Source organism: Mycobacterium tilburgii (assembly GCF_902168065.1).
Lineage (GTDB): Bacteria > Actinomycetota > Actinomycetes > Mycobacteriales > Mycobacteriaceae > Mycobacterium > Mycobacterium tilburgii.
The window spans coordinates 90,248-104,841 of the sequence record NZ_LR655690.1; the positions used below are offsets into that span (position 1 = coordinate 90,248).

Below are 14,594 nucleotides of genomic sequence, written 5' to 3' on the forward strand. Positions count from 1 at the left end.
CAGGGTATCGGGCCTGCGGCCACCAGGTAACACGGCCCGGGTTGCGGTCGCCGTCAGCCGACCCGCTCGCCGCGCTCGGCGGCGCGCACTTTGCCCTGCCGCTCGTCGATGATGTGACCGAAATCCTTATAGCAGCAACGGCTCCCGCGCATCACCAGGCGCTCGAGATGTTCGCGGTCGATCTCCAGCGGGTGACCTCATCGATCGCGCGTACGCGCTGGCCAGGTTCGGTTGCCGGGTCAGCGCGGTCAGCCCCAGAAACGAGCCCGCCTCCAGGGTGCTGATTGGCACCGCCGACCCGTCCCCCGCGGTGGTCGTCAGCCGCACCCGCCCGGCCACCAGGAACGTCATCCCCCGCGGGTACCTGGCCCGCATACTCGACGATTTCGCCAGCGCCGTACAGCACGATCCGTGCGCAGGACTGCAGGGCCTGCTGATCCGGCCACGGTCAGCCGTAGCGCCGGCGCCACCACCGTCCGCAGGGCGTCCTCGACCCGTTGCCGCGTCGAATAGTCGTCGTCGGCGTCGTCTAGATGCAGTTCGGCACGCCGGGCGGCGTACCAGATCCAGCGCAGGAACGTCGAGCGGGCGGCGCCGTCGTCGGCCGGCGAGAGCAGCACGATGCTGGTGGAATACTCGCCGGCACCGGCCGGAACCGAGCGGGGGACGCTACCGGCTTTGAGTTGCGGCAGCTGGGCGGCGACGCGGGTCAGCAGCTCGCACACCCGATCGGGCGGGCCCGCCAGTGCAAACGTGGTCTTGATCGTCAGCCGGTGGGTGCCCGCCGGGCGACTCAGATGGTGAACGAGGTGCTGGCGAGCATCGAGTTCGGCACCACCAGGATTCCGCTGCCGGTCTGGATGTGCACGGCCCGCCAGTTCACCTCGACGACGCGGCCGCGCTCGTTGGACGCGTCCAGCCAATCGTCGATGCGGAACGGCTGCTCGAACAACATGAACAGGCCCGACACGATCTGGACCACCGAGTTCTGCAACATCAGACCGAGGACGACCGACGTCACGCTCAGCGCGGTGAACACACCGCCGACCCAGACGCCCCAGATCACGGACAAGATGATGGCCAGGCCGAGGCCGATCAGCGCGAACCGGGCCACGTCGAGGAAGATCGTCGGCAGCCGTTTGCGCCAGTTGTCCTGAGGCGCGCCTTCGAACACCGTCGCGTTGAGCCCGGACAGCAGCAGCACCAGCACCAGGAAGTCGAACACCGTGGACATGACGCGCACCAGTGGTTCCCCCCACCGGAACCTGCGCGGCCTTGACCACCAGCAGCAGTGCGCCCAGCGGCAGCAGACAGTTGCGCAGCAGACTGACCTGCCTGGCCAACCGGCTGTTGCGACGCATGAGCGCGTGGTGCAGCTCGGTGAGCAGGATCAGCGTGACCGGAAACCCTAGCGTGACACCGATTGCCCAGTAGAACCAGGACGAATGGAATGTTTTCATCAGCGCTCCGACAAACCGCTTTGGCTGTTGAACCGATCGATGATCTGGCGCATTTCCAACGAACTCGATGCTTCGGTAGATGCTGTCCAGTCGCGGGGTGACGGCGCGCAGCTGGCTAGATACCCGTTTTGGAAGGTGCGAATCCATTCCACGCCAAGGGATTCGGCCGCTGCATCGAATTGCCGTAACAAGTCGTCGACGATACCGACCAGTTCGTAGCACCTGTGATCGTTCGATATCTCGTCCAGGCCGACGATGTCGGCGAAGACGATGGCAACGTCCTGATGCTTTTGCGAGATGGTCTCCTGGCCCTCGCGGTAGCGTTGTGCCACCGACTCGGGCATCAGCGCCAGCATAGACGATCGTTTTCCTTGCGCTGCTCGTTGAGCAGTTCGTCTTTGATGGCCAGATTCCGGATCATCTGGTTGAAAGCCTGTGTGAGATAGCCGATTTCGTCACGATACCGCATCGGAATGCTGACCTGGTAATCGCCGGAGCTGATCTTCCGGGTCCCGGCCTGCAGCCTGCGGACCGGCCGCAACATCACCTGCGCGAGCAACATCGACGCCACGCACATGACGAAATCATCGTCGCCACACTGACCACCAGCGTTTGGCTGAACTTGTCCAATCGTGCGAAGGCATCCGATCGACCAGTGCAGATCGGAATCCGGCACATTCAGGGGCGCGAAGGCCTCCATTTCGCTGTTGCCTGTGTAGTCGATCGCGGCGACGGTTCCGGAGTGACCGCGTTGCGCGGCGCGGAAACCGGCGGTCGCCGCCGGCTGCGCCAGCGTCGTGGTGCCCAGCCGGATCACCCGCTCCACGACGTCGGGTGAGGTGCTGGCCGCCACCGCTTCGCGCCGGTATCCCTGCGGGTCTTGCAGGAAAAGCCGGGAAGCGGAACGCATCAACCCGTCGGAGCCCACCAGGTAGGGCTCGGTCGACGGACCGAGCCCCGCGTTTCCCACTGCTTGTTGGCGGTCATGATGTTGTTGATCTTCGAGATCGGTAAGGGCAACGCCATGACGCCCTCCACCTTGCCGTTCATCCCGATCGGCGACACCACCCACGCGGTGGGTGCGGCCAATGCGGGCTGGTATTGCTGGAAGTCGGTGATCCAGACGAAGTCCACGTCGTTGGAGCGCATCGCCTTTTGGTAGGCGTCCCGCAGGTTAATTTCCCGATAGGGACCGGTGAAGATGTTGGTGCCGAGGTCGGGGCCTTTTTGCACCGAGTAGACGGCGTTGCCCTGATCATCCAGCAGCAGCGCGTCGCGGTAGTCGAAACGGGTGACAATGCCGCGCAGGTAGAAATCGAAGCGGACATTGGCGGCCGACCAGGCGCTGCCATCCTCGGTGTCCGTCGGCGGCCACGAGTCGGCACCGGTCCGTGGCGGTGGGGTGTTAGTAGGCCTGCACGTACCGTTGCGCGTTGGAGGTCGACAGGACGGCATTGAGGTCGACGGTCTCCCTGGTGACCCGACTGATCGGTTTGATCATGTCGTTGTTGTAGTAGTTGATCAGCGCCTGCTGTTGGGCTGGCGCGATTTGTGCGTTGGCCAACTGGCCGAACGCGGTCGCGAAGGCCCGTTCGGCGTCGACGACGCTGAACCCGCCGCTGTAGACGATCGCCGAGTTGGTGACCTCCCTGAAAAAGGTCAGCAGCTGGCGCTTCTGGGACTCGCGCAGTTCGGTCAAGCGCTCGGCCTCCACTTGCCGCAAGGCGGTGCGGCAGGACTGCGCGCCGATGAACCCGACAACCGCGACGGACAGGATGCTGCAGACCAACAATGTCATCAGCAGCTTGGAAGCAGCTTGGACTGGTCGCCATGCGCGGCGCCGGAAGCGGAGCGTGAAGGCGTTGCTGGCATGCTGTTGCGCGGCGTTCGCGCCGGTTCACGGCGAGGCCCGCTATCCGGCAGCAGCTTTGGACGCACCCGAATCTTTACAGTCACCAGTGCGGCGTTCACCGACGGTGCGGCGATGCCGTCGTCGAGCGCGGGCAAGGGGGTGAGCGACAGCACCTCGCCACCGCTGCGCTGGGACGGGCTGCCGGCCGAGAACCGGCAGACGGTGCTCATCATCGACGACATCGACGTTAACGTTCCGCTCCCCCGTCCGCTGCTACACACGGTCGCGGTGATCGACCCGACGGTCGACCAGGTCGCGACGGGTGCGTTACAGCCAAAGACCGCTCTCCACCGCACCAGCACCCGCGACGGTTTGCTGCACTTCGCCATGCGCGCCGACGCCACCCTCAGCTGCTCTACACGGTGGCCGCCGTGGTGCTGGCGCTCGCCGGCGTCTTCCCGCTCACCACCGTAGTGATCCTGATCCTGGGATCCAGAATCCATACCCTGTTCTTCGCCGAACTGCAATACCAGGGCTGGCGCCGCGCTCGGAGCTAGTCCTCGGGGACCTCGCGGTCAATCTCGTCGAGCCAGATTCGGGCCGACATGTCCGACGGGGCGCGCCAGTCGCCGCGCGGCGACAGCGCGCCCGCGTGGGAAACCTTGGGGCCGTTGGGCAATGCCGAGCGTTTGAACTGACTGAACGAATAGAACCGTTGCACAAAGACCTGCAGCCAGTGCCGGATCTCCTTGAGCGAGTAGGCCGGCCGCTTGTCCTCCGGAAATCCGGCCGGCCAGTTGCCCCGCTCCGAGTCGCTCCACGCATGCCAGGCCAGGAAGGCAATTTTCGACGGCCGGAATCCCCAACGTAGCACATGTAACAGCGAAAAGTCTTGCAGCGCAAAGGGACCGACCTTTGCCTCGCTGTTCTGCAGTTTCTCGTCTTCGCCAGCCGGGACGAGTTCGGGAGTGATCTCGGTGTCGAGCACCGACTGCAGCACATCGGCGACCTCCGACGAGAACTCCCCCGAAGAAATAGCCCAACGAATCAAATACTGGATCAGCGTCTTGGGCACTCCGCCGTTGACGTTGTAATGCGACATCTGGTCGCCCACACCGTATGTCGACCAGCCCAGGACCAGCTCGGAGAGATCGCCGGTGCCCAGCACGATGCCACCGCGCTGGTTGGCCAGCCGGAACAGATAGTCAGTGCGCAGACCCGCTTGAACGTTCTCGAACGTGATGTCGTAAACCTTCTCCCCGCGCGCGAACGGGTGATCCATCTCCTTGAGCATCAGCTCCGCGGTCTCGCGGATGTCGATCTCGGCTAAGGTCACACCCAGCGCGCGGCACAGCGCGATCGCGTTGCGCTTGGTGCGGTCACCGGTCGCAAAGCCCGGCAACGTGAACGCCAGAATGTCGCTGCGTGGCCGACTTTCGCGGTCCATCGCCCGCGCCGCGACGATCAGCGCGTGCGTCGAATCCAGCCCACCGGAAACCCCGATCACGACCTTCGGGAAGTCCAGCGCCCGTAACCGCTGCTCGAGGCCGGACACCTGAATGTTGTAGGCCTCGTAGCAATCGTGTTCCAGCCGTTCCACATTGGCGGGCACGAACGGAAAGCGTTCGATCTCGCGGCGCAACCCGATGTCCCCGCCGGGTGGATCCAGCCGGAATTCGACGCGGCGGAAGGACTGCGTCAACGGCCGGTGGTGGCGCCGGTTGTCGTCGAAGGTGCCCATCCGCAACCGTTCCGAACGCAACAACTCGGTGTCCACGTCGGCCACCGAGCAGCGCTCCCCCTTAGGGAATCGCTCGGATTCGGCGAGCAGCACGCCGTTCTCGAAGATCATGGTCTGGCCGTCCCAGGCCAGGTCAGTGGTCGATTCGCCCTCGCCCGCGGCGGCATAGACGTAGGCCGCCAGGCAACGTGACGACGCCGAGCGGGCCAGCAGGCGGCGGTCGTCGGCCCGCCCGATGGTGATCGGACTGCCCGACAGGTTGGCCAGTACCGTCGCACCGGCCAGGGCCGCCTCGGCGCTGGGCGGAATCGGCACGAACATGTCCTCGCAGATTTCGACGTGCAGGACGAAATCGGGCAGATCGGACGCGGCGAACAGCAGATCGGGGCCGAACGGCGCCTCGGTGTCGCCGATGCGGATGACGCCGCGCTCGTCGTCGCCGGGCGCGATTTGGCGGCGTTCGTAGAACTCGCGGTAGGTGGGCAGGTACGACTTGGGCGCTACCCCGAGCACCACACCGCGATGGATGACGACCGCGGTGTTGTAGACGCGCTGGCGGTACCGCAGCGGAGCGCCCACCACCAGGACGGGCAGCAGATCCGACGATTGCGCAACAATGTCGGCCAGGGCGGCCTCGACGTCGTCGAGCAACAGGTCCTGCAGCACGATGTCTTCTATGGAGTAGCCGGACAGCGTCAGCTCGGGAAACACCGCCAGGCCCACGCCGTCGTCGTGGCACTGTTGGGCCAGGCGCAACGCCGACGCGGCATTGGCCGCCGGGTCGCCGATCGTGGTGTGGTGCGTGCACGCCGCCACCCGAACGTAACCCTGGCTGTAGCTGTTGTAGAAGTCCATCGCCCTTTCATTGTCGCGCGAACAGTGTCAACAGTATTTCGTCGGGTATCCTGCGGTTCACCAGACCGCCAAAACGTTCCGATTTCGCCAGTGCGGCAACGGGTGTGTTGAACACGGGCGCGGCGCGTATGACGAGACGTCCTAGTCTGTTGGGTGTTGTTACCATGACAGTGGTCCTTTCGATTTTGAAACGTTACCGGCTCAGACGATCAGCGCGACGCACAATGCGACAAGCGCAAGTCCTGCAAAATGGCGCGGACGTTGATGATCCGGTTCCCAATTGGCTTGCAGAGCACGGACGTTCGGCAGCACCTGATCGATTTCGGCCGCGGCGGTGAGTTGTCGGTTAATCGGTGCACTCACCCGGGTGTAGAGCAGCAGCCAAACCACAAGCAGCACAACGGCCACCCCGGCCGCTATGGCCTGCACCCAGTGCGCAGCGAATGCGGCCAGAGCTGCGCTGGCGATGACCGCGACGATTCCGATGACTCCCGGCACGGGAATCCCGAACCCTGTCACCGCGCCGCGCGTCCGGTCGTCGACGCGCGCCAATGCGGGCCGCAACCCACCGCGCAGAACACATCGGTGCCGTAAACCACGGCGGTGCCCAGTACGGCGATCAGTGCCCCGAGTTGCGCGAACTGCGAGATGTCCACGTTGAACTCCTAAATTTGTCATTGCTAGTTGTCCTATCGATGCTAGGTTGCCCGGCCGAGCCTGTTAATATTAGTGTTGGAACACTTAGTACTGCTATCATCCACGCTTGCCCTTCGAAGACCGTCGAGCGCGGGAGCGGGCCGTGCGACACCGGCCGATCATCGGCACCGCCCGCCGGCTGGCCGAATCGGAGGGGTGGGACGCCGTGACGACGAGCCAGCTGTCCGACGAGATCGAGTACAGCCAGCCCGTTCTCTACACGCACTTCGCCAACATGGAGCAGCTCGCGCAGGCCGTCGCGGTCGACGGCTTTGGGGAGCTGGCGCAGACGCTGCGCACCGCGCGCAGCGGCGCCGCGACGCCGACCGATGCGCTGCGCCAACTCGCGCACGCCTACATTGACTTCGGCCGCCAAAACCCGGCGCTTTACGACGCAATGTTCACCCGCGCCACCACACTGTACTTCGCCGCCGATGACACCCTGCCGCAATTGGTGGCGGCATTCGCCGAGCTGCACGACACGGTCGCGGTGTACTCAGCGGACCGAGACCCGGACACCCTCGCCGAGGTGCTCTGGTCCGCGCTGCACGGACTGGTCACCCTCTCCCGCACGCACCCGATTACGCCCCGACTACGACGCCGAGCGTGTCGATCTCCTCATCGCTCAACTCGCCAACGAGTACGCGTCGACGCCGTGAAACGAATGCCGGTCTCCCGCCGATAACAGCGAGGTAACGGGTTGATGGACCCGCCAGGCCGGCGAGGGGACGCGGGATCGTAGGTGCGGGTACGGTCGACCGCCCGGTGAGCACTGCCATCGTTGGCCTCCGTCTACTCGGGAATCGTGTTGAACATTTCGGCAAACGCCGTCGGTCACCCGCAAACCGCAAACGCGGCGCGAGAACACGCGCCAGCAGCGGCGCGAGGGCATGGAGCGCCGGCTGCTCGACGCCACCGAACGGCTGATGCGCGGTGGAGCCAGCTATACCGAGCTGAGCGTGGGCCGACTCGCGACCGAGGCCGGCATCTCGCGGGCCAGCTTCTACATCTACTTTGAGGACAAAGATCATCTTTTGCGCCAGCTCGCCGGCCAGGTGTTCGCCGATCTGGCTGAGAGTGCCGACCGCTGGTGGCGGGTGTCGGGACGCCGCAATCCCTACGACCTGCGCGCGGCAATGACGGCCCTGGTTGCCAGCTATCGCCGGCATCAGCCGGTGCTGGTCGCGCTGAACGAGATGGCCGCCTACGCCCGGTGGTCGGCGCGACGTACGGAAACCTGCTGACCGCGATCGCCGGGCGGGTGACCCTGGTCATCGAAGAAGGCCAGGCCGACGGCTCTATCCGGCCCGACGATCGCGCGGCCACCACCGCCAGCACGCTGACCTGGATGGTCGAGCGGGCCTGCCGGCAAAACCTGCCTGGTGCACCCAAGTCTTACGATGCCGAACTGGCCGCCACGCTAGCCGAGATAATTTGGGCCACTTTGTATCTCGAGACGCCGCAGTGAGCTCAAATCGCCACCAGGTCGTCGGCGTGCACCGCGGGCCGGCGCAGCTCACCGGCCAGTTCCGAGGTCGACCTACCGATCATCGTCTCGAGTTCGGCGGCGTCGTAGGCGACGACGCCGCGTGCCACCGGCCGCTCGTCCGGGCCGCACAGTTCGACCACGTCACCGGCGTAGAACCGGCCCGACACCGCGGTGATGCCCACGGCCAGTAAGGACCGCCGTTGCTGCACCACCGCGCGCACCGCACCCGCATCCAGGACCAGTGCGCCGGTGGCCTCGGCGGCGTAACGAACCCAGAACCGGCGGGCCGACATTCGCGCCGGACGGGCGGCGAAGAAGGTGCCCGAGGATGCATCGGTGAGCGCGGTCGCGGCGTCCGAGGCCGCGGCCAGCAGCACCGGCACCCCCGCGTCGGCGGCCAGCAGGGCCGAGGACATCTTCGAAGCCATGCCCCCGGTGCTCAACGCGCTGCCCGGCCCGGCCACCACACCCAACAGATCCGACGAGGCGGTCACCTCCGGGATGAACCGCGCGTCCTTGGACTTTCGCGGGTCGGTGTCATAGAGCCCGTCGATGTCGGACAGCAGCACCAGCGCATCGGCACCGACCAGATGGGCCACCAGCGCCGACAGACGATCGTTGTCGCCGAACCGGATCTCGTTGGTCGCCACCGTGTCGTTCTCGTTGACGATCGCCACCGCGTGCAACGCACGCAACCGGTCCAGGGTGCGTTGGGCGTTGGTGTGCTGGGCCCGCATCGAGATGTCGTGGGCGGTCAGCAACACCTGCCCGACCGTGCGCCCGTAGCGGGAGAACGCCGCGCGCCACGCGTTCACCAGCGCAACCTGTCCCACACTGGACGCGGCCTGTTTGGTCGCCAAATCCATTGGGCTACGCGATAATCCGAGCGGCTCGATGCCGGCGGCAATGGCACCCGAGGAAACGATGACGACGTCGGTGCCCGCCTTCATCCGCGCCTCGATCGCGTCGGCCAACTCGGCCAGCCGGCCCGTGTCGAACACTCCGGACGGGGTGGTCAAGGCGTTGGTCCCGATCTTGACGACGACGCGGCGCGCGGTGCGGACGGCCTCGCGATGCACGCTCACGACTCGTCCCCCTGCTCACGTCCGCGGCGCCGGGCGGCCTTGCGTTCGGCGGCGCCGGCACGCTCGGTGCGTTCCAGCCGCGCGTCGGTACCGCGCCCAGACAGGGCGATCTGCTGACCCGCCGGGGTCTGCGGCTCCCAGTCGAAGGTCATGTCGCCGATGGTCACCGCGCAGCCGGGTCGCGCGCCCAGCCGCAGCAATTCCTCCTCGACCCCGAGGCGGGCCAGGAGGTCAGCGAGGTACCCCACGGCTTCGTCGTTGTCGAAATTGGTTTGGCCGATCCAGCGTTCGGGCCGAGACCCGGTGACCACGAAGCTGCCCTCGCCGTCGGGAGCCACGGTGAATCCGCTCTCGTCGACGGGCACCGGGCGGATCACCGAGCGCCGGGCTATCGGCGCGGGCCGTGCGGCGTTGTAGTCCGAGACCATCTTCCACAGCCCGAAGATCAAGGGCTGCAGCCCTTCCCGAGTCGCGGTCGACACCAGGAACACCGGCCAGCCACGCTCGGCGATCTCGTCGCGGACGAACTCCGCGAGCTCGCGCGCCTCCGGCACGTCGATCTTGTTGAGCACGACCACCCGTGGCCGCTCGGCCAGGTCGGTCAGCGCCGCGTCGCCCTGCAGTGTCGGTGTGTAGGCGGCGAGTTCAGCTTCCAGCGCGTCGATGTCGGACATCGGGTCGCGGCCCGGCTCGGCGGTGGCGCAGTCGACGACATGCACCAGCACCGCACACCGTTCGATGTGCCGCAGGAAATCCAGGCCAAGGCCACGGCCTTCGGAGGCGCCCGGAATCAGTCCGGGCACGTCGGCCACGGTGAACGAATGCTCGCCCGCGGATACGACGCCGAGGTTGGGAACCAGGGTGGTGAACGGATAGTCGGCCACCTTGGGTTTGGCCGCCGAGATCACCGAGACCAGCGACGACTTTCCAGCGGACGGAAACCCGACCAGCCCGGCATCGGCGACCGTCTTCAGCTCGAGGGTGAGGTCACGTTCCTGGCCCGGCTCGCCCAGTAGCGCAAAGCCGGGTGCCCTGCGGGCGCGGGATGCGAGCGCTGCGTTGCCCAGGCCGCCGCGACCGCCCGCGGCGGCTTCGAAGCGGGTGCCCGCGCCGACCAGATCGGCAAGCAGCCGGCCGTTTTCGTCCAGCACGACGGTGCCGTCGGGAACCTTGACTTCCAGATCCGCACCGGCCGCGCCGTCGCGGTTGTTGCCCATCCCCTGCTTGCCGGCCGCCGCGGTGATGTGCGGCCGGAAATGAAAGTCCCGCAGGGTGTGCACCGCGGGGTCGACGACGAACACGATGCTGCCGCCGCGGCCGCCGTTACCGCCGTCGGGTCCGCCCAGCGGCTTGAACTTCTCGCGATGGACCGAGGCGCAGCCGTTACCGCCGGAACCCGCCCGCGCGTGGATGACAACTCGATCGACGAACCGCGGCATCGGGGTCCTTTCAACTACCCGCACGCGCGAGTGCGGCGACCTCAGTCGGCTGTCTGTCCGGCCGCGACGATGTTGACGGTCTTGCGGCCGCGCCGGATACCGAACTCGACCGCACCGGCGGCCGTCGCGAACAGCGTGTCGTCACCGCCACGCCCGACGTTGGTGCCGGGGTGAAACTTGGTGCCACGCTGACGGACGATGATCTCGCCGGCCTTGACGACCTGACCGCCGAACCGCTTGACGCCGAGCCGCTGGGCGGCGGAGTCGCGACCGTTACGCGAGCTGGAAGCGCCCTTCTTGTGTGCCATGTCTTCTCGCCCCCGCTACTTGATTCCGGTGACCTTCAGCACCGTCAGCTGCTGACGGTGCCCCTGCCGCTTGTGGTAGCCGGTCTTGTGCTTGAACTTGTGGATGCGGATCTTCGGGCCCTTGGTGTGCTCGAGCACCTCACCGGTCACCGCGACCTTCTCCAGGTCCTTCGCCGCGCTGGTGACCTTTGCGTCGTCGACGACCAGCGCGACCGGCAGCGACACCTTGGCGCCGGGCTCGGAGTCGAGTTTCTCTACCTTGACCACGTCGCCGACGGCAACCTTGTACTGCTTGCCACCGGTCTTGACGATTGCGTAGGTCGCCATCGTTGCTACTGCCTCTTCCTCACGTCTTCCGCGCGCGTGATCACCGCGATGTGCGTGGTGGTCTTGGGTGCGGGCCTGCGCCGATTGCCCGGCAGTCCCGCTGTCGTCAGCCGATATGCTTGACAACAACTGTCCGAGGGTACGTGACTAGCGCCTACAGGGTCAAACCGGCACCCTTTTGCCGCGAAACTATATTCCGCGACGGCCCTACTCGCGAAACGCGTCGCTGGTTGCAGTCTCGCGGAGATCGGGATCAATCGGCGTGGATGGGCGGTCCCGCGGGTCGACCCGCCGCGCGCCGCCGGCGATGCCGTCCCAGGCCCGGACCGCCACCGAACCCGTTCGTCGAGCCGTTCTCGTCGTCGGAATCCTCATCGTCGAGGTCCGCATTGTCGTCGTCGAGGTCCTCGGTATCGTCATCGAGATCCTCGTCGTCGAGGTCCTCGTCGTCCAGGTCCTCGTCGTCGACGTCGTCGTTGTCCTGATCGGTGTCGTCGAGGTCGTCCTGATCGGCGTCCTCGAAGTCGTCTCGGTCGGTGTCCTCGACATCGGCCGAGGTGTGCGCCCCGGTCGTCTCGTCGACGTCGGTGGTGACCACCGCATCGGCGTCGTCGGATTCACCCTCGTCGTTGTCGCGGGCGCCCGACACACCGGCGGCCATCGCCTTGAACATCGGGTGCTCGCCGGGAGCATGCACCGGCACCTTGGCCACCGGCTGCTCTTCGGAGCGGCTCTTCTTCGACCTCTTGCCCCGCCGGCCGCCGGACTCGGACTTGCGTCCGACCGCCGGGGCCGAGTCAACCGGGTCGCCGTGGAGCAGGATTCCGCGGCCACCGCAGTTCGGGCAGGTTGTCGAGAACGCCTCGACCAGGCCGGTGCCCAGCCGTTTGCGGGTCAACTGCACCAGGCCCAACGAGGTCACCTCCGACACCTGGTGACGGGTGCGGTCCCGGGCCAGCGACTCGGTGAGTCGCCGCAGTACGAGATCGCGGTTTGACTCGAGGACCATGTCGATGAAGTCGATGACCACGATGCCGCCGATGTCGCGCAGCCGCAGCTGGCGCACGATCTCCTCGGCCGCCTCGAGGTTGTTCTTGGTGACCGTTTGTTCGAGGTTCCCGCCGGATCCGGTGAACTTGCCGGTGTTGACGTCGACCACCGTCATCGCCTCGGTCCGGTCGATCACCAACGTGCCGCCCGAGGGCAGCCACACCTTGCGCTCCATCGCCTTGGCCAATTGCTCGTCGATGCGGTGCACGGCGAACACATCCGGCCCCGGCTGACCGTCCGGCCCGGCCGGCGGCTCGTACTTGGTAAGCTTCGAAACCAGGTCGGGGGCAACGGAATTCACGTACTCGTTGATGGTGTTCCACGCCTCATCACCGGACACGATCAGCCCCGCGAAGTCCTCGTTGAACAAGTCGCGGATGACCTTGACTAACACGTCGGGCTCTTCGTAGAGCGCCACCGCCGCGCCGGCGGCCTTCTGCTTGGTCTCGGCCGCCTTGGCCTCGATCTGTTCCCAGCGCTGCTGCAGGCGGGTGACGTCGGAGCGGATGTCTTCTTCTTTGACACCTTCGGACGCGGTCCGGATGATCACCCCGGCGTCGGCGGGAACCACCTCGCGCAGGATCTCTTTGAGACGCTGGCGTTCCGTGTCGGGCAGCTTGCGGCTGATCCCGGTCGACGACGCGCCCGGCACGTAGACCAGGTAGCGCCCGGCCAGCGACACCTGGGTGGTCAGCCGGGCGCCCTTGTGTCCGACGGGGTCCTTGCTGACCTGGACGACGACGTAATCGCCGGGCTTGAGCGCCTGTTCGATCTTGCGGTCCGTCCCGCCCAGGCCGGCGGCTTCCCAGTTGACTTCACCGGCATACAGCACCCCGTTGCGGCCGCGGCCGATGTCGACGAACGCCGCCTCCATCGACGGCAGCACGTTTTGCACGATGCCCAGGTAAATGTTGCCGACCAGCGACGCCGAAGCCGCCGACGTGACGAAGTGCTCGACGACGATGCCGTCCTCGAGCACGGCGATCTCGGTGTAGCGCGCGCCGGGATGCGGCGGCTCGGTGCGGACCCGGTCGCGGACCACCATCACCCGTTCGACCGCCTCGCGGCGGGCCAAGAACTCGGCCTCAGTGAGCACCGGCGGGCGGCGCCGTCCGGCGGTGCGCCCGTCACGGCGCCGTTGCCGCTTGGCCTCCAGCCGAGTCGACCCGTCGATGCCTTTGATCTCGGCGTTGCTCGAGCCGTTGTCGTTTGATCCCTTGCCGCGCGGTGCCCGCTCGTGCACGACGGTGTTCGGCGGGTCGTCGGGCGATAGCCCGTCCTCGTTGTCGTCGCCGGAACCCGACTTGCGCCGCCGCCGGCGGCGGCGCCGGCTGCCGCCGTCAGCCGCGCCTTCGTCACCGTCGTCGGAGTCGTCCGAGTCCTGGCCGTCATCGTCGGAGTCATCCGAGTCGTCCAGCTCGGCGGATCTCGATCCCCGCCGCTCGGCGTCGGGGTCGTCATCTGGCCCGTCGGAGCCGCCCTGTTCACCGCGGCCGCGGCCCCGTCCCCGCCGGCCCCGGCGCCGCCGCCGATTGGCCGGCCGGTCGGCCTGGTCCTCATCGTCGCCAGCGTCAGCGTCGTCGGTGTCGACGCCCTCATCGGCGCCGCCGAGGTCGTCCGCGGCGACCGGCTGGGGCGCCACGAACAAGGGCATATAGGCCACTTGAGCTGCGGCGTTTTCCGATGCGGGCCGCGACTGTGGCGCCTCGAACGTGGTGGTCACCGCGGCGCTGCTGAATGCGACGAAGTTCTCCGGCGGCCGGGGCGACAACAGGTCACGCACCCGGATCGCGTCTTCATAGTCGACTCCGGAATGCGCGCTGCGGATCCGCCCGTCCAGCGCGGCCAGCGCGTCCAGCACCCGCTTGCTGGTCGTTCCCAGCGCTCTTGCCAGCGAGTGGACTCTCAAGCGATCCGGCAAGTCCTCCTGGGCCGGCTCAGTTATTTGGTCCGAAGCCTGGTCACCGTCTATCACGTATTCTCCTCAAGCCCCCGGGCGCGTCGTGTCGACGCGGCCACGCGAGGGCTTCGCTATGTGCTCGGGCCACTTTCTCCCGAACTTGTGATGGTCTCGCCCCGAGCGACTCGGTAAGAACCAACTCGGCGCCGTGCTGAATGTCGGCCCGACATGCGGCGCATCATCGCGAGCTGGCAATGGTCGCGCTTGTCTAAGTCTTCATTCGAGTGCCCGACGCCGGTCCGACGACGTTCACCCTCTGTCAGTATCCCACACCACGCGGGCGGTCCCTACGACCGTGACCCGGAAACCCGACTTTGCGCTCGCGGCCATGG

Annotated in this window: 13 protein-coding genes and 3 pseudogenes; 3 read left to right on the forward strand and 13 right to left on the reverse strand. The window is 66.6% G+C overall.

All coding sequences use genetic code 11. The features are described from left to right. Nucleotides 1–53 precede the first annotated feature (53 nt). The 5 genes and pseudogenes from FQ389_RS00415 to FQ389_RS21830 form a co-directional block, all read right to left on the reverse strand. Nucleotides 54–1,460: pseudogene (locus tag FQ389_RS00415) on the reverse strand (mechanosensitive ion channel domain-containing protein). Beyond that, complete coding sequence (locus FQ389_RS21815) at nucleotides 1,460–1,804, reverse strand: adenylate/guanylate cyclase domain-containing protein (RefSeq protein ID WP_260860307.1); 345 nt, start codon at nucleotides 1,802–1,804, stop codon at nucleotides 1,460–1,462. Before FQ389_RS21815 ends, FQ389_RS00415 begins: the two are co-directional and overlap by 1 nt. Continuing rightward, nucleotides 1,804–2,430: a HAMP domain-containing protein gene (locus FQ389_RS21820; RefSeq protein ID WP_260860308.1), complete on the reverse strand. Its 627-nt coding sequence runs from the start codon at nucleotides 2,428–2,430 to the stop codon at nucleotides 1,804–1,806. Before FQ389_RS21820 ends, FQ389_RS21815 begins: the two co-directional genes overlap by 1 nt. Beyond that, nucleotides 2,370–2,915 carry a cache domain-containing protein gene (locus tag FQ389_RS21825; RefSeq protein ID WP_260860311.1) on the reverse strand — a complete coding sequence of 182 codons (546 nt, stop codon included), beginning with the start codon at nucleotides 2,913–2,915 and terminating at the stop codon, nucleotides 2,370–2,372. Before FQ389_RS21825 ends, FQ389_RS21820 begins: the two co-directional genes overlap by 61 nt. Beyond that, entirely contained in the window at nucleotides 2,866–3,258 is a 393-nt protein-coding gene (locus FQ389_RS21830) for a hypothetical protein (RefSeq protein WP_260860313.1), read from the reverse strand. The genes FQ389_RS21825 and FQ389_RS21830 overlap by 50 nt, the downstream gene beginning before the upstream one ends. Nucleotides 3,259–3,444: 186 nt before the next feature. On the opposite strand from FQ389_RS21830, the gene FQ389_RS00425 reads away from it, so the two are divergent. Further along, entirely contained in the window at nucleotides 3,445–3,786 is a 342-nt protein-coding gene (locus FQ389_RS00425) for a hypothetical protein (RefSeq protein ID WP_260860315.1), read from the forward strand. Between the two features lie 79 nt (nucleotides 3,787–3,865). On the opposite strand, the gene FQ389_RS00430 is transcribed toward FQ389_RS00425, so the two are convergent. The 3 genes from FQ389_RS00430 to FQ389_RS21835 all read right to left on the reverse strand — a co-directional run bounded on the left by FQ389_RS00430 (nucleotide 3,866) and on the right by FQ389_RS21835 (nucleotide 6,564). After that, complete coding sequence (locus tag FQ389_RS00430) at nucleotides 3,866–5,908, reverse strand: NAD(+) synthase (protein WP_144205769.1); 2,043 nt, start codon at nucleotides 5,906–5,908, stop codon at nucleotides 3,866–3,868. A 201-nt stretch (nucleotides 5,909–6,109) separates the two neighbouring features. Then, nucleotides 6,110–6,460, reverse strand: a complete 351-nt coding sequence (locus FQ389_RS00435) for a DUF1772 domain-containing protein (RefSeq protein ID WP_407662711.1) — start codon at nucleotides 6,458–6,460, stop codon at nucleotides 6,110–6,112. After that, a complete protein-coding gene (locus FQ389_RS21835) occupies nucleotides 6,424–6,564 on the reverse strand; it encodes a hypothetical protein (RefSeq protein ID WP_407662712.1) in 141 nt (46 codons plus the stop codon). The genes FQ389_RS00435 and FQ389_RS21835 overlap by 37 nt, the downstream gene beginning before the upstream one ends. A 107-nt stretch (nucleotides 6,565–6,671) precedes the next feature. Here FQ389_RS21835 and FQ389_RS00440 point away from each other — a divergent pair. Together FQ389_RS00440 and FQ389_RS00445 are read left to right on the forward strand one after the other, a co-directional pair. Continuing rightward, nucleotides 6,672–7,263 (forward strand): annotated as a pseudogene (locus FQ389_RS00440) (TetR/AcrR family transcriptional regulator). A gap of 168 nt (nucleotides 7,264–7,431) precedes the next feature. Then, a pseudogene (locus tag FQ389_RS00445) lies at nucleotides 7,432–8,072 on the forward strand (TetR/AcrR family transcriptional regulator); the annotation flags it as partial. 2 nt (nucleotides 8,073–8,074) lie between these two features. Here FQ389_RS00445 and proB read toward each other — a convergent pair. From proB to FQ389_RS00470, 5 genes are all read right to left on the reverse strand, one after another. Then, nucleotides 8,075–9,178: a glutamate 5-kinase gene (gene proB / locus FQ389_RS00450; RefSeq protein WP_144205770.1), complete on the reverse strand. Its 1,104-nt coding sequence runs from the start codon at nucleotides 9,176–9,178 to the stop codon at nucleotides 8,075–8,077. Continuing rightward, nucleotides 9,175–10,617: a GTPase ObgE gene (obgE, locus tag FQ389_RS00455; RefSeq protein ID WP_144205771.1), complete on the reverse strand. Its 1,443-nt coding sequence runs from the start codon at nucleotides 10,615–10,617 to the stop codon at nucleotides 9,175–9,177. Before obgE ends, proB begins: the two co-directional genes overlap by 4 nt. Nucleotides 10,618–10,658: 41 nt before the next feature. Continuing rightward, complete coding sequence (rpmA, locus tag FQ389_RS00460) at nucleotides 10,659–10,925, reverse strand: 50S ribosomal protein L27 (protein ID WP_061556349.1); 267 nt, start codon at nucleotides 10,923–10,925, stop codon at nucleotides 10,659–10,661. Between the two features lie 15 nt (nucleotides 10,926–10,940). Beyond that, nucleotides 10,941–11,252, reverse strand: a complete 312-nt coding sequence (gene rplU, locus FQ389_RS00465) for a 50S ribosomal protein L21 (protein WP_144205772.1) — start codon at nucleotides 11,250–11,252, stop codon at nucleotides 10,941–10,943. Nucleotides 11,253–11,505: 253 nt separating this feature from the next. Further along, a complete protein-coding gene (locus FQ389_RS00470; RefSeq protein WP_144205773.1) occupies nucleotides 11,506–14,277 on the reverse strand; it encodes an Rne/Rng family ribonuclease in 2,772 nt (923 codons plus the stop codon). Nucleotides 14,278–14,594 lie beyond the last annotated feature (317 nt).